The 20,055-nt window shown below is 71.9% G+C and carries 17 protein-coding genes; 5 read left to right on the top strand and 12 right to left on the bottom strand.

Features of this window, described 5'->3' with window-relative positions; genetic code table 11:
- Positions 1-224 (top strand): hypothetical protein (locus ACFV1J_RS38825; RefSeq protein ID WP_385866441.1); only part of this gene is annotated, 224 nt, incomplete at its 5' end.
- Between the two features lie 31 nt (positions 225-255).
- On the opposite strand, the gene ACFV1J_RS38820 is transcribed toward ACFV1J_RS38825, so the two are convergent.
- The 8 genes from ACFV1J_RS38820 to ACFV1J_RS38785 all read right to left on the bottom strand — a co-directional run bounded on the left by ACFV1J_RS38820 (position 256) and on the right by ACFV1J_RS38785 (position 10,200).
- Entirely contained in the window at positions 256-951 is a 696-nt protein-coding gene (locus tag ACFV1J_RS38820; RefSeq protein WP_385866439.1) for a TetR/AcrR family transcriptional regulator, read from the bottom strand.
- Positions 939-1,709, bottom strand: coding sequence for an enoyl-CoA hydratase family protein (locus ACFV1J_RS38815; RefSeq protein WP_385866436.1), 771 nt, complete (start codon positions 1,707-1,709; stop codon positions 939-941). Before ACFV1J_RS38815 ends, ACFV1J_RS38820 begins: the two co-directional genes overlap by 13 nt.
- A 120-nt stretch (positions 1,710-1,829) precedes the next feature.
- Positions 1,830-3,020 (bottom strand): acyl-CoA dehydrogenase family protein, encoded by a 1,191-nt coding sequence (locus ACFV1J_RS38810; protein ID WP_385866432.1) that lies wholly within the window; start codon positions 3,018-3,020, stop codon positions 1,830-1,832.
- Positions 3,017-4,912 (bottom strand): acetyl/propionyl/methylcrotonyl-CoA carboxylase subunit alpha, encoded by a 1,896-nt coding sequence (locus ACFV1J_RS38805; protein ID WP_385866428.1) that lies wholly within the window; start codon positions 4,910-4,912, stop codon positions 3,017-3,019. Before ACFV1J_RS38805 ends, ACFV1J_RS38810 begins: the two co-directional genes overlap by 4 nt.
- Positions 4,913-4,917: 5 nt before the next feature.
- Complete coding sequence (locus ACFV1J_RS38800) at positions 4,918-6,516, bottom strand: acyl-CoA carboxylase subunit beta (RefSeq protein WP_385866424.1); 1,599 nt, start codon at positions 6,514-6,516, stop codon at positions 4,918-4,920.
- Positions 6,513-8,228, bottom strand: a complete 1,716-nt coding sequence (locus ACFV1J_RS38795) for an acyclic terpene utilization AtuA family protein (protein ID WP_385866423.1) — start codon at positions 8,226-8,228, stop codon at positions 6,513-6,515. The genes ACFV1J_RS38800 and ACFV1J_RS38795 overlap by 4 nt, the downstream gene beginning before the upstream one ends.
- Positions 8,225-9,058, bottom strand: coding sequence for a TIGR03084 family metal-binding protein (locus ACFV1J_RS38790; protein ID WP_385866421.1), 834 nt, complete (start codon positions 9,056-9,058; stop codon positions 8,225-8,227). Before ACFV1J_RS38790 ends, ACFV1J_RS38795 begins: the two co-directional genes overlap by 4 nt.
- Positions 9,059-9,300: 242 nt before the next feature.
- A complete protein-coding gene (locus ACFV1J_RS38785) occupies positions 9,301-10,200 on the bottom strand; it encodes a DMT family transporter (RefSeq protein WP_385866419.1) in 900 nt (299 codons plus the stop codon).
- A gap of 228 nt (positions 10,201-10,428) precedes the next feature.
- On the opposite strand from ACFV1J_RS38785, the gene ACFV1J_RS38780 reads away from it, so the two are divergent.
- On the top strand, positions 10,429-11,307 hold the full coding sequence (locus tag ACFV1J_RS38780; RefSeq protein WP_385866418.1) for a LysR family transcriptional regulator: 879 nt from the start codon (positions 10,429-10,431) through the stop codon (positions 11,305-11,307).
- Positions 11,308-11,580: 273 nt separating this feature from the next.
- On the opposite strand, the gene ACFV1J_RS38775 is transcribed toward ACFV1J_RS38780, so the two are convergent.
- From ACFV1J_RS38775 to ACFV1J_RS38765, 3 genes are all read right to left on the bottom strand, one after another.
- Complete coding sequence (locus ACFV1J_RS38775) at positions 11,581-11,772, bottom strand: hypothetical protein (RefSeq protein ID WP_385866416.1); 192 nt, start codon at positions 11,770-11,772, stop codon at positions 11,581-11,583.
- A gap of 121 nt (positions 11,773-11,893) precedes the next feature.
- Positions 11,894-14,371, bottom strand: coding sequence for an HAD-IC family P-type ATPase (locus ACFV1J_RS38770; protein ID WP_385866447.1), 2,478 nt, complete (start codon positions 14,369-14,371; stop codon positions 11,894-11,896).
- Positions 14,372-15,102: 731 nt separating this feature from the next.
- The gene (locus ACFV1J_RS38765) at positions 15,103-15,381 is read right to left on the bottom strand and encodes a DUF2530 domain-containing protein (RefSeq protein WP_385866414.1); all 279 of its coding nucleotides are present in this window, start codon (positions 15,379-15,381) and stop codon (positions 15,103-15,105) included.
- 260 nt (positions 15,382-15,641) lie between these two features.
- Here ACFV1J_RS38765 and ACFV1J_RS38760 point away from each other — a divergent pair, with 260 nt between their 5' ends.
- Positions 15,642-17,111, top strand: a complete 1,470-nt coding sequence (locus tag ACFV1J_RS38760) for an NCS2 family permease (protein WP_385866413.1) — start codon at positions 15,642-15,644, stop codon at positions 17,109-17,111.
- A gap of 334 nt (positions 17,112-17,445) precedes the next feature.
- On the opposite strand, the gene ACFV1J_RS38755 is transcribed toward ACFV1J_RS38760, so the two are convergent.
- Positions 17,446-17,637, bottom strand: coding sequence for a ribbon-helix-helix protein, CopG family (locus ACFV1J_RS38755; protein ID WP_385866411.1), 192 nt, complete (start codon positions 17,635-17,637; stop codon positions 17,446-17,448).
- 130 nt (positions 17,638-17,767) lie between these two features.
- Between ACFV1J_RS38755 and ACFV1J_RS38750 the strand changes: the two genes are divergently transcribed.
- Together ACFV1J_RS38750 and ACFV1J_RS38745 are read left to right on the top strand one after the other, a co-directional pair.
- Positions 17,768-18,232, top strand: coding sequence for a MarR family winged helix-turn-helix transcriptional regulator (locus tag ACFV1J_RS38750; protein ID WP_030814340.1), 465 nt, complete (start codon positions 17,768-17,770; stop codon positions 18,230-18,232).
- A gap of 417 nt (positions 18,233-18,649) precedes the next feature.
- A complete protein-coding gene (locus ACFV1J_RS38745; RefSeq protein WP_385866444.1) occupies positions 18,650-20,002 on the top strand; it encodes an MFS transporter in 1,353 nt (450 codons plus the stop codon).
- The last annotated feature ends 53 nt before the right edge of the window (positions 20,003-20,055 follow it).

Here is a 20,055-nt window from a genome sequence, read left to right as displayed (position 1 = left end):
ACCCACCAACGGGAGGGGACAGACCGGAGGACGAAGTCTGTAGGGCTGTCACCGCACCCGAAAACACCACGCCCGCCGCCAGGCGCAACGGCGAGAAGCCCCACGGCGGGACGGCCGACAACGTGCGGGGCGCCGCAAAGCGCAGCGGAACGGCGAGCGAGCCCCGCGGCGGGACGGCCAAGTACGTGGGCGGCGCCGCAAAGCGCAGCGGAACGGTGAGCTAGCCCCGCGGCGCCGCAGACGGGTACGTGGGGGTCAAGCCCGCGGCGAGCGCAGGGCCGCGTCGATGAGCTGGGACCATTGCTCCACCACCCGTTCCCGACGTGCCGAGTCGTCGGTCAGGAGGTTCGCGAGGCCCAGGCCGCGGGCCATGTCGAGCAGGCCCTGCACCGTTTCGCGGACGCCGGGGGCCGACTCGTCCGCGTCGAGCAGGGCCACCGCCGTACGGTGGGCCTCCCGGCCGACGCGGGCCTCCAGGGCGGTGACCCGCTCGCGGAGCTGCTCCTCGTCGGAGGCGGCCACCCACAGGTGGAGCGCCGCCCGGAACAGCGGCCCCGTGTAGAGGCCGACGAGTTCCTCGACGATGATCCGGGTACGGGCGATCGACCCGGCCGGCGGCAGGTTGTGCGCCACCGCCTTCAGGGCCCCCTGACGCTTCTCCGCGACGTGCTCGACGGCCGCGGTGAAGAGGTCCTCGCGGGTGCGGAAGTGGTGCTGGGCGGCGCCGCGGGAGACGCCCGCGCGCTCGGCGACGACGGACACCGTGCTGCCGCTCCAGCCGCGCTCGGCGAGGCAGGAGATCGCGGCCTCCAGCAGCTTGCGGCGGGTGGCGCGGCTGCGCTCCTGCTGCGGCTCGTTGCCGGTCTGCGGCCGCCCGCCCGTCCGTGGCCGGCCACCCGTCCGCGGCTCGTCGCCGGTGTGGCCGCCGCGGGCCGGGGTCAGCGCGCCCATGCCGGGGCCCGTCGTTCCAGGAAGGCGGTCATGCCCTCGCGGGCCTCCGCGGAGCCGAACAGCCGCGCGGACTCTTCCGCCAGCGCGTCCGTGTCACGGTCGAAGGCGGCCAGCACCTCCGCGGTGACCAGCTTCTTCGAGGCCGCGAGCCCCTGGGGGGAGCCCGTGCGCAGGCCCTCCAGTACGGGGGCCAGACCGGCGTCGACATCGTCGGCCGCGAGCGTGACCAGCCCGATCCTGGCCGCCTCCGCCGGGCCGAACTTCTCGCCCGTCAGGTAGTAGCGGCCCGCCGCCCGCGCCTCGATGCGCGGCAGCAGCGGCAGGGAGATCACGGCCGGGGCGAGGCCCAGCCGGGCCTCGGTGAAGGCGAAGGTGGCCGCCGGGCCCGCCGCCGCGATGTCGCAGGCGCCGAGCAGCCCGAGGCCACCGGCGCGGACATGGCCGGTGACCCGGGCGACGACGGGCCGCGGCAGGGCCACGATCGCCCGTAGCAGCCGGGCCAGCTCCAGCGGCCCGTCCTTCGCCGCGCCCGACGTCGCTTCGGACAGGTCCGCGCCGGCGCAGAACGTCGTGCCCGTATGGGTCAGCAGGACCGCCCGGGTGCCGTCGTCGGCCGCGGCGTCCGCGAGCGCCTGGTGCAGTTCGGCCACCAGCCGGGCGGAGAGCGCGTTGCGGTTGTGCGGCGAGTCCAGCGTGAGGGTGGTGATACCGCGCTCGTGGGAGCGCCTCACCAGCGGTGTCGCGGGTGCGTCGGTCATCGGGCGGTCGAACTCCTTTCCCTGGCGGCGGGCGCATGCGCGCCGCAGGTTCTTTCCGGGGGCGGTGCGGGGGGAGGCGGATGTCGCTGTCGCCCGCCCCCGGCACAGGATCATCGCCCCTCAGTACGACTTGGGCAGCCCCAGGGTCTGGTGCGAGACGAAGTTGAGGATCATCTCGCGGCTGACCGGTGCGATCCGGGCGACCCGGGAGGCGGTGATCAGCGACGCCAGGCCGTACTCGTGGGTGAGGCCGTTGCCGCCGAGGGTGTGCACGGCCTGGTCGACGGCCCGCACACAGGCCTCCCCCGCCGCGTACTTGGCCATGTTCGCGGCCTCACCGGCGGCCAGGTCGTCACCGGCGTCGTAGAGGTGCGCGGCCTTCTGCATCATCAACCGGGCCAGTTCCAGTTCGATGTGGGCCTGGGCGAGCGGGTGGGCGACGGCCTGGTGGGCGCCGATCGGCTCCTTCCACACCTGGCGGGTGCGGGCGTAGTCGACGGCCCGGTCTACGGCGTAGCGGCCCATGCCGAGGGCGAACGCGGCGGTCATGATGCGTTCGGGGTTGAGCCCGGCGAACAGTTGCAGCAGCCCGGCGTCCTCTCCCCCACTGCCGAAGGCGTGGGAGGGGCCCCCGCCCACCAGGGCGTCGGCGGGCAGCCGCACCTCGTCCAGCGTGAGCTCGAACTGCTTCTCCGCGGCGGCCAGTTCCATCCGGATGTGGCTGCGGCCGAAGCCGGGGGTGTCGCGCGGCACGATGAACAGGCAGGGCTTGAGGCGGCCGGTGCGCGCGTCCTCCGTGCGGCCGACGATGAGGGTGGCGTCGGCGATGTCCACGCCGGAGATGAAGACCTTGCGGCCGTTGAGTATCCAGTCCGCGCCGTCCTTGCGGGCGGTGGTGGTGATGCGGTGCGAGTTGGAGCCGGCGTCGGGCTCGGTGATGCCGAACGCCATGGTGCGGGAGCCGTCGGCCAGACCAGGCAGCCAGGCCCGCTTCTGCTCCTCGGTGCCGAAGCGGGCGATCACGGTGCCGCAGATCGCGGGCGAGACCACCATCATCAAAAGCGGCGAGCCGGCCGCACCCAACTCCTCCAGGACGATGGAGAGTTCGGCGATTCCGCCGCCTCCGCCGCCGTACTCCTCCGGGAGGTTCACGCCGAGGTAGCCGAGCTTGGCCGCCTCGGTCCACAGCTCGGCGGGATGACCGCCGGCGTCGACGACACGGGTCAGGTAGTCGCGGCCGTACCGCTTGCCGAGCGCCGCGACGGCGGCGCGCAGGGCCTGGTGCTCTTCGGTTTCGAGGACGGTGCTCATGCGGGCGTTCCCTCCTGTACGACGTCCGCGGGGTCCGCGACGTCTACGACGGCCAGCAGCGCGCCGACCTCGACCTGACGGCCGACGGCGGCGTGCAGGGCGGTGAGCGTTCCGGCGGCGGGAGCCGAGATGCGGTGCTCCATCTTCATGGCCTCCAGCCAGATCAGGGGCTGCCCGGCAGTGACGGCGGCGCCCTCGGCGAGCCCTTCGGCCACGCGGACGACGGTGCCGGGCATGGGCGCGAGCAGGGAGCCGGGGGCGCGCTGCTCGCGGGGGTCGGCGAACCGGGGCAGGGCGGTGAGGGCGAGACCGTTGACGTACACCCGGTCCCCGTACGCGGCGACGGTGAACTTCCTTTGCACACCGCCCACTTCGAGCACGACGCGGTCCGGCGCGGCGTGCACGACGCGCACACCGTCGGCTTCGAGTCCGCCGCGGGTGTGCCGGTAGCGGACCTCGTGCTCGGTGCCGGCGGGCTCGGAGCGGTAGCGCTTGACCTGGGGCTGGGAGGGGAGGTTGCGGAAGCCGCCGAAGCGATGGCCCTGCACTGCCGCGGCCAGTGCGGCGGCGAGCGGCGCGCAGGGGTCCTCGTCGGGGGTCGTCAGCTCGGCGAGGTGCCGTTCGTAGAAGCCGGTGTCCATCCGCCCGGCGGTGAACTCGGGGTGGCGCAGGGACCGTACGAGCAGGTCGCGGTTGGTGACCGGGCCGTGCACCTCGGCCCGCTCCAGCGCCCCGGCGAGCGCCCGGACGGCGGCGGCGCGGGTGGGCGCGTGCGCGACGACCTTGGCGAGCATGGCGTCGTAGTGCACGCCGATGGTGTCGCCGTCGGTGTAGCCGGTGTCGAGGCGGACGGAGTCCGGTACGGCGAGGCGGTGCAGGGTCCCGGTCTGCGGGGCGAAGCCGGCGGCCGGGTCCTCGGCGTACAGGCGGGCCTCGACGGCGTGCCCGCGCAGCTCCGGAGGTTCGGGGTCCAGGGCCTCGCCCTCGGCGACCCGCAGCTGCAGCGCGACCAGGTCGATGCCGAAGACGGCCTCGGTGACGGGGTGTTCGACCTGCAGCCGGGTGTTCATCTCCAGGAAGTGGGCGGTGGGCCCGCCGGCTCCGTCGGCGACGAGGAACTCGACGGTGCCGGCACCTCGGTAGCCGGTGGCCCGGCAGGCCCGCTCCGCCATCTCCCGTACGGCATCCGCTACACCGCGTACGAGATCCGGTGCGGGCGCCTCCTCGATCACCTTCTGATGGCGGCGCTGCAGCGAGCAGTCCCGTGTCCCGAGCACCCACACGGTGCCGTGCGCATCGGCGAGCACCTGCACCTCGACATGCCGCCCGCCCTCGACATACGGCTCGACGAACACCGAACCGTCCCCGAACGCGGACCGCGCCTCGGCCCGGGCCGCCGCCAACTCGCCCTCCAGATCGGCGCGTTCGCGTACGACACGCATACCGCGCCCGCCCCCGCCGGCGGCGGCCTTCACCAGGACCGGCAGCTCGGCCTCGGTCACCTCCGCCAGCGGCGCGATGCCCATCAGCTCCTTGGCCCGGGTCTTCGACGCCATCGCCTCGATCGCCTCGGGCGGCGGCCCGATCCACACCAGCCCGGCATCGACGACGGCCCGCGCGAACCCGGCGTTCTCGGACAGGAACCCGTAACCGGGGTGCACGGCGTCGGCGCCCGCGTCGAGCGCCGCCTTCACGACGAGGTCGGCACGCAGGTAGGTCTCGGCGGGCGTGGCACCCGGGAGGCGCACGGCGAGGTCGGCCTCGCGCACGTGCAGCGCGCCCGCGTCCGGGTCGGAGTGCACGGCGACGGTACGTATGCCCAGCTCACGGCAGGTGCGGAAGACGCGGCAGGCGATCTCGCCGCGGTTCGCCACAAGAACACTGGTGATCATCGGGGTCACATCCTGAAGACGCCGAAGCCGCCGCGGGCGCCCTCGTACGGTGCGGTGTGGATCGCGGACAGGCAGATGCCGAGGACGGTGCGGGTGTCGCGCGGGTCGATGACGCCGTCGTCGTAGAGCCGGCCGGACAGGAACATCGGCAGCGACTCGGCCTCGATCTGCTGCTCGACCATGGCGCGCAGCGCGGCGTCGGCCTCCTCGTCGTACGGCTGCCCCTTCGCGGCGGCGGACTGCCGCGCGACGATCGAGAGGACGCCGGCGAGCTGCTGCGGGCCCATGACGGCGGACTTGGCGCTGGGCCAGGCGAAGAGGAAACGGGGGTCGTAGGCGCGGCCGCACATGCCGTAGTGGCCGGCGCCGTAGCTCGCCCCCATCAGGACGGACAGATGCGGCACCCGGGAATTGGAGACCGCGTTGATCATCATCGAGCCGTGTTTGATGATGCCGCCCTGCTCGTACTCCTTGCCGACCATGTAGCCGGTGGTGTGGTGCAGGAAGAGCAGCGGAATGTCGCGCTGATTCGCCAACTGGATGAACTGCGCGGCCTTTTGGGACTCCTCGCTGAAGAGCACGCCCTGCGCGTTGGCGAGGACCCCGACCGGATAGCCGTGCAGCCGGGCCCATCCGGTGACAAGACTGGCGCCGTACAGCGGTTTGAACTCGTCGAAGTCGGAGCCGTCGACGATCCGGGCGATGACCTCGCGCGGGTCGAAGGGCACCTTCAGATCGTCGGACACGATGCCGAGGAGCTCGTCGGGGTCGTACTTGGGCGGCTCGGCGACCCGGGGATCGCCGTACGCCTTGCGGTGGTTGAGCCGGGCGACCACCCGTCGGGCCTGCCGGAGGGCGTCCTGCTCGTCGACGGCGAAGTGGTCGGCGAGCCCGGACGTGCGGGCGTGCATCTCGGCGCCGCCGAGGGACTCGTCGTCGCTCTCCTCGCCGGTGGCCATCTTCACCAGCGGCGGCCCGCCGAGGAAGACCTTGGCCTTCTCCTTCACCATGATCACGTGGTCGGACATGCCCGGGATGTACGCGCCGCCGGCGGTCGAGTTGCCGAAGACCACGGCGACGGTCGGGATCCCGGCGGCGGAGAGCCGCGTGAGGTCGCGGAAGATGCCGCCGCCCGGGATGAAGATCTCCTTCTGCGAAGGCAGGTCCGCGCCGCCCGACTCCACCAGGCTGATGCAGGGCAGCCGGTTGGCGAACGCGATCTCGTTCGCGCGCAGCGCCTTCTTCAGGGACCACGGGTTGCTGGCGCCGCCGCGCACGGTCGGGTCGTTGGCGGTGATCAGGCACTCGACGCCCTCGACGACCCCGATGCCGGTGACGAGCGAGGCACCCACCGCATGGTCGCTGCCCCAGGCGGCCAGCGGCGACAGCTCCAGGAACGGGGTGTCGGGGTCGAGCAGCAGCTCGATGCGCTCACGGGCCAGCAGTTTGCCGCGCTTGCGGTGCCGGGCGACGTACTTCTCCCCGCCGCCGGCCAACGCCTTGGCGTGTTCCGCCTCGATCTCGGCCAGCTTGGCGAGCATCGCCGTCCGCCGCTCGGCGTGGCCGGGACCGGCGGTGTCGAGCGCGGTTCCCAGTACGGTCACAACAGCTCCTCGGGTATGTCCAGATGCCGGGCGCGCAGCCACTCCCCCAGGGCCTTGGCCTGCGGGTCGAACCGGGCCTGGGCCGCGGCGCCCTCGCCGAGCAGCCCGTCGACGGTGAAGTTGAGGGCCCCAAGCCGCGGCAGGACGTGACGGGCGACGGGCAGACCGGCGGTCTCGGGCAGGAGGCGGCGGAAACGGTCGACGGTGAGGGTGTGCGCCAGCCAGCGCCAGGCCGCGTCGGTACGGGCCCAGACGCCGACGTTCGCCGCGCCGCCCTTGTCGCCGCTGCGGGCCCCGGCGACCAGGCCGAGCGGCGCCCGCCGGGTGGCGGTGACGGGCAGCGGGGCGGGCAGCGGCGGTTCCGGCACCGGTGCGAGCGCGGCCGACTCCGTCACGGGCGGGACCGCGACCCGCTCCCCGTCCGGGAGGACGGCCACCTGCCGCACCTCCGCCTGCGGAACCGGCACCGCCTCGAACACCCCGTAGGGGGACCCCTTACCGGGCGGCGCGGTCAGATGGAAACCCGGGTAGCTGGCCAGTGCCAGCTCGACCGCGGCGCCGCTGACCACCCGCCCGACCGCGTCCTGGTCGGCGTCCCGCACCACCAGCCGCAGCAGCGCACCGGCCTCCTCCTGGACATCGGCGTCGGCCCGGTCCGTCCGGGCCAGCGTCCAGCGCACCTCGGCCGGCCGCCGGCCCGCCGCGTCGAAGGCCGCGGTCATCTGCGCCCGCACCAGCTCCGCCTTGGCCTCGATGTCCAGTCCGGTCAGCACGAAGGTGACCTCGTTGCGCCAGCCGCCGAGCCGGGTCAGCCCCACCTTGAGGTCCGGCGGCGGCGCCTCCCCGCGCACCCCGTCGATCCGCACCCGGTCCGGGCCGTCCTGGGTGAGCCGTACGGTGTCCAGCCGCGTGGTGACGTCCGGTCCCGGGTAGCGCGCACCGGCCGTCTCGTACAGCAGCTGCGCGGTGACCGTCCCGGTGTCGACCACCCCGCCGGTCCCCGGATGCTTGGTGATCACCGCCGAGCCGTCCGCGGCGATCTCCGCGAGCGGGAAACCGGGCCGCCGCACGTCATGCGCCGCGAAGAACGAGTAGTTGCCGCCGGTCGCCTGCGCCCCGCACTCCAGCACATGCCCGGCCGCCACCGCCCCCGCCAACCGGTCCCGGTCCGTCCGCGCCCAGCCGAAGTGCGCCGCCGCGGCCCCGCTGACCAGCGCGGCGTCCGTGACCCGCCCGGTGATCACCACGTCCGCCCCGGCCCGCAGACAGGCCGCGATGCCCTCGCCGCCCAGATACGCGTTGGCGGTGAGCACCCCCTCGCCCCAGCCTTCGAACTCCCGCCTCCGCGCCAGCAGATCGTCGCCCTCCACATGCGCCACCCGCACCGGCACCCCGACCTTCGCCGCCAACTCCCGTACGGCATCGGCGAGTCCGGCCGGATTCAGCCCACCGGCGTTGGTGACGATCCGCACGCCCCGCTCGACCGCGAGCCCCAGCGACGTCTCCAGCTGCCGCAGGAAGGTCCTGGCGTAACCGCGCGAGGGGTCCTTCAGCCGGTCCCGGCCGAGGATCAGCATGGTGAGCTCGGCGAGGTAGTCGCCGGTCAGGACGTCGAGCGGCCCGCCGGTCAGCATCTCCTCGAACGCGCTGAACCGGTCGCCGTAGAAGCCGGAGGCATTGCCTATCCGCAGCGGCCCGCCGCCCCCGCTCACGCGGTGGCACCCCCGGTCCGGGGCGCGCGGCCCTTCCCCGGCGGGCCGGCGAACGCCTGGGCGATCCCCAGCCAGCGCTCCGCCTCCGCCCCCTCGGCACGCACCGACGGCAGGTCGTCGCGGTGCGCCCGCCGGGTCACCAGCAGACAGAACTCCAGCGCGTCCCCGGTCACCCGCTGCCCGGCCCCGGCCGGCCCGTACGCCCAGACCGTCCCGTCCGGCGCCCGCAGCTCGACCCGGAACTCCTCGGCGGGCGGCGTGAGGTGATGAGCGGCGTAGGAGAAGTCCCGGGCCCGTACGCCGATCCGGGCGACATGCCGCAGCCGCGCGGTGGGCAGCCGGGCGACGCCCAGCGCATCGGCGACGTCCTGCCCGTGCGCCCAGGTCTCCATCAGCCGTCCGGTCGCCATCGACGGGGCACTCATCGGCGGCCCGAACCACGGCAGCTTCTCCCCCGCCGGCCGCTCGGCCAGCACCCGGAGCAGCTGCTCGCGGCCGGCCCGCCAGTCGGCGAGCAGCTCCGCGGGCGGCACCGCGGCGCCCGCCTCCGCGGCCTCGTCGACGAAGGTCAGCGGCGAGGCGAGCGCCTCCCGCGCGGCCCGCACGAACCCCTCCGGGTCGGTCGCCGACCGCAGCGCCTGCCGGTCCGTCCACGCCAGATGCGCGATCTGATGGGCGATCGTCCACCCCTCGGCGGGCGTCGCCTCCGCCCACCGCCCGGCCGGCAACCCGGCCACCAGCGCGTCCAGCTCCTCGCTCTCCGCCCGGAGATCCTTCAGGAGATCCGCCAGGAGGTCCGCCGGTACGGCACCGGGGTCACGATCGGACACGGGGCACTCCCCTCGTCGACCCCAACTGGCTGCACAGCGGGGCGCGTTGGCTCACGACTTCGACTGGACGACTGCGCGGTCCGAGGGTGCCAGCGCGGGGAGAAACAATCAAGCATGCGTGAATGATTTTCGGCTACGACCAGATGCGCGATCCCGGCGGACGCGGAGCGTCCCACGGCCCTGGTCCGGTCATCCGGCCCGCTACCGGGCGGCGAACGCCCCTGACCGGGCGGCGTACGCCCCTACCGTGCCGCCGACCGCACCGCCCCCACGCTCGCCACGACGACCAGCCCGATCGCCACGATCTCCGGCCACCCCAGCGCCTGGCCCAGCACCAGGAACCCGGCGGTCGCCGCCGCGGCCGGCTCCAGACTCATCATGACCGCGAAACCCGAGGCCGGCAGCTTGCGCAGGGCGAGCAGCTCCAGCGTGTACGGCAGCACCGACGACATCAACGCCACCGCGGCCCCCAGCCCCAGCGTGACCGGGTCGACCAGCGCGGCACCCGCGCTGACGATACCGAGCGGCAGACTGAGCAACGCCGCGACGGTCATCGCCAGCGCCAGCCCGTCCGCCTGCGGGAAGCGCTGCCCCGTACGGGCGGAGAGCAGGATGTACGCGGCCCAGAGCCCACCGGCGGCCAGCGCGCACCCCGCGCCGACCAGATTCAGCCCGTCGAACCCCGCACGCCCCAGCAGCGCCACCCCGCCGAACGCCAGCGCCGCCCACAACAGGCTGAGCAGCCGCCGCGAGGTGGCCACCGACAGGACCAGCGGCCCGAGGAACTCCAGCGTGACCGCCGCACCCAGCGGAATCCGGTCGATCGCCTGATAGAAGAGCGAGTTCATCCCCGCCAGGGCCACCCCGAAGGCGAGCACCGTCCCCCAGTCGCCCCGCGAGTGGCCGCGCACCCTGGGCCGGCAGGCGATCAGCAGCACCAACGAGGCGACGACCAGCCGCAGCGTGACGACCCCGAGCGCCCCGGCCCGCGGGAAGAGCAGCACCGCCACCGACGACCCGAACTGCAGCGACACGATGCCGCCGATCACCAGCGCGACCGACCCGATCCGCCCGCGCGCCCCCGCGGCACCGGCACCCGCGGCCCCGGCCTCCGCCGTCAGCACCTCCGGCGAGGCCGGCACAGCATGCGGAACCGCCACGTCCCCGGAGGTCAACGCGGTGGCACCCGCCGTAACGGACGCGCCGGATGCCCCCTCACGGGGCGCAACAGCGGAAGAGTTGTCAAAGGGGAGGGAGGTGGCGGATTTGCGTCCCTGAGGACCATCGGCAGAAGCATGCACATCCCCACGCTAAAGCCCGCTCATCCGGTCCGTGAAATGCCTTTCTCCCCCTTGTTATGCTCCGCGCGCATGACCATCGAGCTGCGTCACTTCCGCTGCTTTCTCGCCATCGCGGACACCCTGAGCATCACCCGCGCCGCCGACCGCCTGCACCTGACCCAGCCCGCCGTCTCCCGCACGCTCCGCCAGCTCGAACAGGAACTGGGCCTCCGGCTCGTCGACCGCTCCACCCACCACCTCGCCCTCACCCCCGACGGCGCCGCCTTCCGCGACCAGGCGGCCATCGCCGTCACCGCCTTCGACCGCGCCCTGCGCCTCGGCCGGCACCCCGCCTGGCCGCTCCGCCTGGGCCACGCCTGGTCCGCCGCCGGTACGGACACCACCGCCCTGCTCCGCCGCTGGCAGCAGGCCCACCCCGACACCCCGCTCGAACTCCTCCGCATCGACGACCGCACGGCCGGCCTCGCCCGCGGCGACGTGGACGCGGCCCTGCTCCGCGGCGAGGTCAACGCCCCCGACCTGCTCACCGCCCGGCTGACCACCGAACCCCGCGTCGCCGGCCTCCCCGCCGACGACCCCCTGGCCGGCCGCACCTCCCTCTCCCTCACCGACCTCTCCTCCCGCACCATCGCCCTCAACACCGTCTCCGGCACCACCACCCTCGACCTGTGGCCCGCCACGGCCCGCCCCACGTCCACCCTCCCCATCGCCAACCAGGACGACTGGTTCGCCGCCATCACCGCCGGCCGCGCCGTAGGCGTCACCACCACCGCCACCGCCGACATGTACCCCCACCCCGCCATCGCCTACATCCCCCTCCCCGAAGCCCCACCCGTCCCCGTCCTCCTCGCCTGGCGCAACGCCCCGGGCCACCCCCGCATCCCGGACCTGATCCAACTGGCGCGGGAGGTGATGGGCCGATCCGACCAAGGGCCCTCCCACCTGTGACCAAGGGGGCCCCGATACCCTCCCGCGCCGCGGGGGTGGGCGGCCGGTGTCGGCAGCGCGGTAGATGACTGACTCCGCCGTCCGAAGCCCGCCACCCTCCAAGCGGGACGCGCCCCGTCAGGCCGTACGCCTACGAGCCCTGCCGTACGCGTAAGTCGTGTCCTACGAGTCGTGTCCTACGACTACGAGTCCTGTCGTACGGCTACGAGTCCGGTCGTGCGACCACGAGTCTCCTGTCGTAAGCCGGGCCGGCACCCGCCGCCGGACGCCCCGTCAGTCCGAGCTGAACTTCTTCACCACGGCCCAGATCACGACGATGATGCCGATCGCCAGGATGAGCCATTCCCACCAGTCGAGGACGCCGTCGCCGCCGCCTCCGTAGGTGCCGCTGTGGTGGTAGTGGTGGGTGTGGTGGGAGCCACGGGCCAGTAGCTCGTAGGCGAGGTCCCCCGTCATCGGCTTCATGGGGCGGAGCGTAGGGGGAGGCGAACGGGGGCGCCATGGCGGCACGGGTTCTGTGACCCGGATGAGATACCCGCGGAGGCGTACGGACCTACGGGCCCATGGCCCTACGGGCCCGTGGGGCTCAGGCGGGGAAGTTGCGGGCGATCCGGCGCCAGGTGAGTTCCAGCAGGGCCGAGGCCACGACGGCGATGGCGACGGCCGCCCACGGCATCGTCGTGCCCACCAGGCGGAGGTCGAAGAATGCCTGCAGCCAGGGAGTGGCGAGGACGACGAGGAAGGCCACGGCCATGGTGAGGACCAGGGCGATCCGCCACCAGGTGTAGGGGCGGGCGATGATCGCCAGGACCCACAGCGCGGTGAGGAAGAGGGTCAGGGTCGCGGCGCTGGTCTCGGCGGCGAGGGAACCAGGGCCGGTGTAGTGGGCGCGGGCCAGGAGGTAGGTGGCGAAGGCGGCCAGGCCGGTGATGAGGCCGGAGGGGATCGCGTAGCGCATGACCCGGCGGACGAAGTGTGGACGGGCGCGTTCCTTGTTCGGGGCGAGCGCCAGGAAGAAGGCGGGCACACCGATCGTCAGCGTGGAGAGCAGGGTGAGGTGGCGGGGCAGATACGGGTACGGAATCTGCCAGCAGGCCACCAGGATGGCGAGCAGCACCGAGTAGACGGTCTTGGTGAGGAAGAGCGTGGCGACGCGCGTGATGTTGCCGATGACGCGGCGGCCCTCGGCAACCACCGAAGGAAGGGTCGCGAAGCTGTTGTTGAGCAGCACGATCTGCGCCACCGCGCGGGTGGCCTCGGAGCCGGAGCCCATGGAGACGCCGATGTCGGCGTCCTTGAGGGCGAGCACGTCGTTGACGCCGTCACCGGTCATCGCGACCGTGTGGCCGCGGGACTGGAGGGCGCCGACCATGTCGCGCTTCTGCTGCGGCGTGACCCGGCCGAAGACCGTGCCCTCGTCGAGTGCATTCGCCAACGCGTCCCGCCCGGTGGCGAGTTGGGGGAGCCGGCGGGCGTCCACGGGGGCGTCGGCGCCCGACAGCCCGAGTTTGCCGGCGACCGCACCCACCGAGACCGCGTTGTCGCCGGAGATGACCTTGGCGTGCACCCGCTGCTCGGCGAAGTAGCGCAGGGTGTCGGGCGCGTCGGGGCGCAGCCGCTGTTCCAGAACGACCAGCGCGGTCGGGCGGACGTCCCGGGCGACCTCGGGATCGTCCAGCTCCCGGGTGGCGCGGGCGAGGAGGAGGACGCGGAGGCCCTGGGCGTTGAGGTCGTCGGTCTCGGTGAGGGCGGGGTCCGCCGGCGGCAGGAGGACATCGGGGGCGCCCAGGAGCCAGGTGCTGGACTCACCGTGCGGGTCGTTGAAGGACGCGCCGCTGTATTTGCGGGCGGACGAGAACGGCAGTGACTGGGTGCAACGCCAGGACCCGTCCGCAGGGTAGGCGTCGATAACTGCTTGGAGCGAGGCGTTGGGCCGGGGGTCGGCACCACCAAGGGCACCGAGGACCTGCCGGACGTAGGCCTCGTCCAGGGAGGGGGTGTGGGTGGAGGGCGTGTGGGTGGAGGGCGTGGGGGCGGGGGGTTCGTTGGCGGAGGGGGTGGGGGCGGGAGTGGCGGTGGGGGGCTCGTTGACGTGGGGCGTGGTCGCGGGGGACGCGTCGGTGCGGTCGAGGATGCGCAGGTCACAGACGTCCATGCCGCCCTCGGTGAGGGTGCCGGTCTTGTCCAGGCAGACGACATCGACCCGGGCCAGCCCCTCGATGGCGGGGAGTTCCTGGACCAGGCACTGTTTGCGGCCGAGCCGTACGACACCGATGGCGAAGGCCACGGAGGTCAGCAGCACCAGCCCCTCGGGAATCATCGGGACGATTCCGGCGACCATCCGGCGGATCGCGGCGTCGCCGGACAGCCCGAGGGTGAGCAGATGGCTGAGGATCAGCCCGAGCGCGGTCGGGATCATCATCCACGTCACGTACTTGAGGATCCGGCTGATCCCGGTGCGCAGTTCGGAGTGGACCAGGGTGAAACGGCTGGCCTCCTCCGCGAGCTGAGCGGCGTACGCCTGGCGGCCGACCCTGGTCGCGGTGAAGGCACCGCCGCCGGCCACCACGAAGCTGCCGGACATCACCGGGTCCCCGGGCTTCTTCACCACCGGGTCGGCCTCACCGGTGAGCAGCGATTCGTCGATCTCCAGCCCGTCGGTCTCCACCACCTCGCCGTCCACCACGGCCTTGTCGCCGGGCCCGAGCTCGATGACGTCGTCGAGGACGACCTCGGAGGTGGGAATACGTGATGCGGTGCCGTCCCGGCGGACGGTCGGCTGCGCCTCGCCGATGACCGCCAGCTTGTCGAGGGTCCTCTTGGCGCGCAGTTCCTGCACGATGCCGATGCCGGTGTTGGCGACGATCACGAACCCGAACAGTCCGTCCTGGATCGGCCCGACGACGAGAATGATCGCGAAAAGCACGCCGATGATCGCGTTGAAGCGCGTAAAGACGTTGGCCCGGACGATCTCAACAGCCGACCGCGACGACCGCACAGGCACGTCATTGACCTCACCCCGCGCGACGCGCTCAGCAACTTCCTCGGGGGCCAGTCCGGCCAGCGAGCCGGGGCGGAGGCTGGGGCTGGGGCGGAGGCTGGCGTGGGGGCTGGGGTGGGGTGGGCGACTGCCGGGGGCGGGGGCGACTGGGGGCCGGTCGGCGGGCTCGTGATCCGTCGGGGTGTCGGCCGGCTCACGATCGGGCCGTTCCCCGGCGGCCGCCACGGAGTCGCATTCGGTCGGCTCACGGGCGGGCGGTTCCGGGTTGGCCGCTGGGGAGCCGGTCGGCTCACGATCGGGCCGTTCCCGATTGGCCGCCGCGGAGTCGCAGTCGGTCGGCTCACGATCGATCGGCTCGCGGTCGCTCGCTTCGCCCGGCCCGTCCGCCACCGAGGCAGTGGGCCCGCCGGGCGCACGCTCACTCCACTCCCCCGGTTCACCACCGGTCCCCGGTGCCCCCTCAGCCCCCGGTTCACCATCGGTCGATTTCCGGCCACCCGCTTCGACGCTCGATTCGCCGCCCAATTCGACGATCGATTCACCGCTCGGCCCGGCACCCGGCTCGCCACCCGGTTCGCCGCTCGGGTCACTCGATACGGGATGCTCGGTTCCGGTTCTGCCCCGCTCCGTCATGCCCTCGACGTTACGGGCGGAATGCCCGGATTACCCGTCGACTGAGCGCCCGCACGAGAAGCGGACCGGAAGGGGAAACAGGGACAAGAAGGGGAACAAAAGGGGGGAGAGGCGCCCCGGACGACCGGACGGTCAGCGCGCGCCCATGATGATCGCCGCGGTCAGCGCGCATCCGTGATGGTCGCCGCCCGCTTGGCCGCCGCGTCACGCTTGATGGCGGCGTCCCGCTTACGGACGTACCAGATGCCCAGCAGGCCGAGCCCGCCGCCGGCCAGGCAGGTCCAGACCCACCAGGTGTGGCCTTGGTCGGCGAACCAGCCGTAGAAGGGGAGCTGACCGAGGAAGAGCACGAACCAGATGATGGTGCCGCCGGTGATCGTGCCGACGACGGGGCCCTCAAGAGGCGCCGGGGCCTCGCGCAGTTCGGACTTCTTCCACATAGTGCTCAGCTTACGGGGACCGGTCGGGCACCCTTCCACCAGACTTGCCATGGGGCACAACCCTTGCCCGCCAAGGGCCCACCAAGGGTCTACGCGCGGAGATAGCGATCAACGCATTGTTTATTCATACTGAACCTTTCTGGATCTGACTGGTTTGGATCGTCGATTCATCCAACGTGATCCGGTTAGTGATGTCTCTGTACGTGTTCCGGGCCCTTGGGCCCCTGCGCCTGCCCAGGCCCGTCCGACTGAGGTCCCGCATGTCCCCCTCGGCCACCACGCCGGTCGACACCCTCGAGAACCCGCCCCCGCAGCCCCCGAAGAACGGTTTCGACCGGTTCTTCAAGATCTCCGAGCGGGGGTCCACGGTCAGCCGTGAACTCCGCGGCGGACTGGCCACGTTCTTCGCGATGGCCTACATCATCGTGCTGAACCCGATCATCCTTGGCTCCGGAGTCGACAAGTTCGGCCACCATCTCGACAACGGGCAGCTGGTCACCGCCACCGCCCTGATGGCCGGCCTGAGCACCGTCCTGATGGGCGTGATGGGCAACGTCCCGATCGCCATCGCCGCCGGCCTCGGCATCAACGCCGTGGTCTCGCTCCAGCTCGCCCCCAAGATGAGCTGGCCGGACGCGATGGGCATGGTCGTGCTCGCCGGTCTGGTCCTGATGATCCTGGTCGCGTCCGGCCTGCGGCAGCGCGTGATGGACGCGATCCCCAACGGGCTGCGGCGCGCCATCGCGATCGGCATCGGCCTGTTCATCTCGCTGATCGGCCTGGTGGACTCCGGCTTCGTCAGCCGCAACCCGGACGCCGCGCACACCACCGTCCCGATGGGGCTGGGCCAGGGCGGTCAGCTCAAGGGCTGGCCGGTGCTGGTCTTCGTCATCGGCCTGGCCCTGATGTTCGTGCTGGTCGTACGGAAGACCAAGGGCGCGATCCTGATCGGCATGGTCACCATGGCCGTCGTCGCGATCATCATCAACGCGGTCACCAACACCCCGGACGCGGCGTGGGGCCTGGCGGTCCCGAACGTCCCGGACAAGATCATCGGCGCCCCGGACTTCGGACTGATCGGCCACATCAGCCTCTTCGGCGGCTTCAAGGAAGTCGGCGTGCTCACCGGCTGCCTGTTCGTCTTCACCGTGCTGCTCTCCGGCTTCTTCGACGCGATGGGCACCATCATCGGCGTCGGCGAGGAAGCCGGACTGACCGACGGGAACGGCAACCTGCCGGGCATGGGCCGGATCCTGATGGTCGACGGCATCGCGGTTGCGGGCGGCGGCTTCGGTTCCGCCTCCGCCAACACCTGCTTCGTGGAATCCACGGCCGGTGTCGGCGAGGGGGCCCGGACCGGGCTGGCGAACCTGATGACCGGCGGCCTCTTCCTGCTGGCGCTGATCTTCACGCCGCTGGCGACGGTGGTGCCCTCGCAGGCCGCTACCCCCGCGCTCCTCGTCGTCGGCTTCCTGATCATGGCTGCCAACGTGCGGGGTATCGACTGGGGTGACTCCACCGTCGGGATCCCCGCATTCCTGACGATCATCTCGATGCCGTTCACCTACAGCATCACCAACGGCATCGGCATCGGCGTGCTCGCGTACATCCTGCTGCGGACCGCCACCGGGCGCTTCAAGCAGATCCCGTGGCTGCTGGACGTCGTCGGCCTCTGCTTCCTCGTCTACTTCCTGCTGCACCCGATCGAGCTGGCGCTCGGGGTCAAGTAGCAAGCAGTAGGCGGCAAGTAGTCGCCGGCGCCGCCTCCCCCGCCGCCTGCCTCCTTCCTCTACGGCAACGAACACGGAGAGTTATTCGTTCCCGTCAGATTGTAGCGGAGAGTGAAGTTTTTAGGGGTGTCCGTTCTGGGTTTTGAGGCAGCCGTTCTGGGTCTTGGGGCGGGGGTTGGATGCCCCGGGATGTCCCCCTGGGTGCCCAGGTGGCCGTTCGATTCCTGGATGACGTGACCGGGTGGCCGTTTCCTGGCGTCCGGGCGGCCACTTCCCGACGTCCGGGTGATCGTTCGCCGATCGCCTGCCGGATCGTCAATCGCTTGCGGGATTGTCAGGTGGTCGCGCCCCAGACGCCGAGGCGCTTGGTCTCGTCGACCGAGGATTTGAAGCGTTCGTCGAAGTCTTCGCGGATGAGCGTCCGGACGACATAGTCCTGGACGCTCATTCCGCGTTTTGCGGCGTGCTGCTGAATGCGCTCCAGCAGCTCCCCGTCCACGCGCAGGCTGAGCACTCGCGATCCCATACGGACACGGTCCCGCCCCCGAGCGGTCAGGTGTGTCACTTTCCGCCGCGTCCTCACTCGTATGGGTGATCCGCGGGGAGCAGCACCTCCTCGCTTTCCTTAGAGAGGGTAATGAGTTATGCTAAAGACCATGCCGGAACTGTCCCACTCCCAGCCGGAAGGCGGGGAGGGCTCCCCAGAGGACGCGGCCGCGGTCAATGCCCTGCGGTCCGCCGTGATGCGCCTGTCCCGCCGTCTGAAGCATCAGCGGGTGGACGAATCGCTGACGCCGACCGAGATGTCGGTGCTCGGGATGCTGGCCCGGTGCGGCCACGCCACCCCCGGCGAGCTGGCACGCAAGGAGCATGTGCAGCCGCCGTCGATGACCCGCATCGTGGCCATGCTGGAGGCCAAGGGACTGGTCCGGCTGGAGCCCCACCCCGACGACCGCCGCCAGAAGGTCGTCACCCAGACCGAAGAGGCCGAGGCGATGTTGGAGGAGAGCCGCCGCCGGCGCAACGCCTGGCTCGCCGAGCTGGCCTCCGGACTGGACGAGGACGAGTGGGCCAAGCTCCGGGCCGCCGCGCCCGTACTGGAGAAGCTGGCACAGCTGTAGCGAACACGAGGCCGAGGAGGCGAACCCACTTTGAGTACGGGATCCGGAGCACACTCCGCCCCCGCACCGAACTCCCACGACTACACGATTCACGACGACTCGGTTCTTGACCCCGTCGTTTCTGACGACGTGGTTGCTGACGACACGGCCCCTGACCACATCGTTTCTGGCGGTACGGTTCGCGAGGACGCGAACGTGGGGGCCTCCGCTCCGGCCGACGCGGCCGCGCCCGCCGTGGTCACCGCAGCCACCTCGGTCACCACGCCCTCGGCCGATGCGGCCGCGCCCACCGCGGACGCCCGTACCGCCTCAGGTGCTCGTACCGCCGCAGGTGCCAATTCCGCCACGGGCACCCCTGCCGTCGCAGGCTCCCGTGCCGGCCGTCGTGCGCGAATAGCCACCGGAACAGCCACCGGAATAGCCACCGGGGGCGGCGTTCCCGCCTCGCCCGCCTCATCCGCCTCACCGCGGAAGGGCACGTTCAGCTCTCTGCGGATTCGTAACTACCGGCTGTTCGCCACCGGGCAGATGGTGTCCAACACCGGGACGTGGATGCAGCGCATCGCCCAGGACTGGCTGGTGCTCAGCCTCACCGGGTCCTCCGCCGCGGTCGGTATCACCACCGCGCTGCAGTTCCTGCCGATGCTGCTGTTCGGCCTTTACGGCGGGGTGATCGCCGACCGCTTCACCAAGCGCAAGCTGCTGCTGCTCACCCAGTCCGCGATGGGCCTCACCGGCCTCGCCCTCGCCGTGCTCACGCTCACCGGCCAGGTCCAGGTGTGGCACGTCTACCTGGTCGCCTTCCTGCTCGGCATGGTCACCGTCGTCGACAACCCGGCCCGCCAGGCGTTCGTATCGGAGATGGTCGGCCAGGACGAACTGCGCAACGCCGTCAGCCTCAACTCCGCCAACTTCCAGTCCGCGCGCCTGATAGGTCCGGCCGTCGCCGGTGTTCTGATCACCGCCTTCGGCAGCGGCTGGGCCTTCCTCTTCAACGGCCTGTCCTTCGTGGCACCGGTCGCCGGTCTGCTGATGATGCGGACCGCCGAACTCCACAAGGTCGACCGCGTTCCGCGCAGCAAGGGCCAGCTGCGTGAGGGCCTGCGCTATGTGTCCGGCCGTCCCGACCTGATATGGCCCATCGTTCTGGTCGGGTTCATCGGCACCTTCGGCTTCAACTTCCCGATCTGGCTGACCGCGTTCGTCTACCACGTCTTCCACCAGGGCGCCGGCACGTACGCGCTGTTCAACGGCCTGATGGCGGCCGGCTCGCTGATCGGCGCGCTGCTCGCGGCCCGCCGAGGCAGCTCGCGGCTGCGGCTGCTGGTGGGCGCGGCGCTGCTCTTCGGCCTCCTGGAGGTCACCGCCGCACTCGCCCCGTCCTTCTGGGTGTTCGCGGCACTGCTCGCCCCGATAGGCATGGTCGGCCTGACGATCAACGTCACCGCCAACTCCAGTGTCCAGATGGCCACGGATCCGCTGATGCGGGGCCGGGTGATGAGCCTGTTCATGATGGTCTTCATGGGCGGCACCCCGCTGGGCGCCCCCATCGTCGGCTGGATCACCGATGCCTTCGGCGCCCGCATCGGCTTCCTGACCGGCGGCCTGATCTCCATGGCGGCCGCGGCCCTCATCGGCCTGATCCTCGCCCGGGTCGGTGGCCTCCGCCTCAAGATCGACCTGCGCCCCGGCCACCCGCACGTCAGGTTCGTGCCCCGGGTCGCCGTCAGCACACGGTCCGAGGAACAGGAAATGGCCTCGGCGGCGTAGGGCGCTGTAGGGGGCGGCGGCATACGGGAGGCTCGGCCGGGCGGCCGGGCGGC

This window comes from Streptomyces sp. NPDC059649 (assembly GCF_042734445.1).
Classification (GTDB): Bacteria; Actinomycetota; Actinomycetes; order Streptomycetales; family Streptomycetaceae; genus Streptomyces.
The sequence above is the reverse complement of the archived record's forward strand: the minus strand, read 5'-3'. Positions and strand labels throughout refer to the sequence as shown.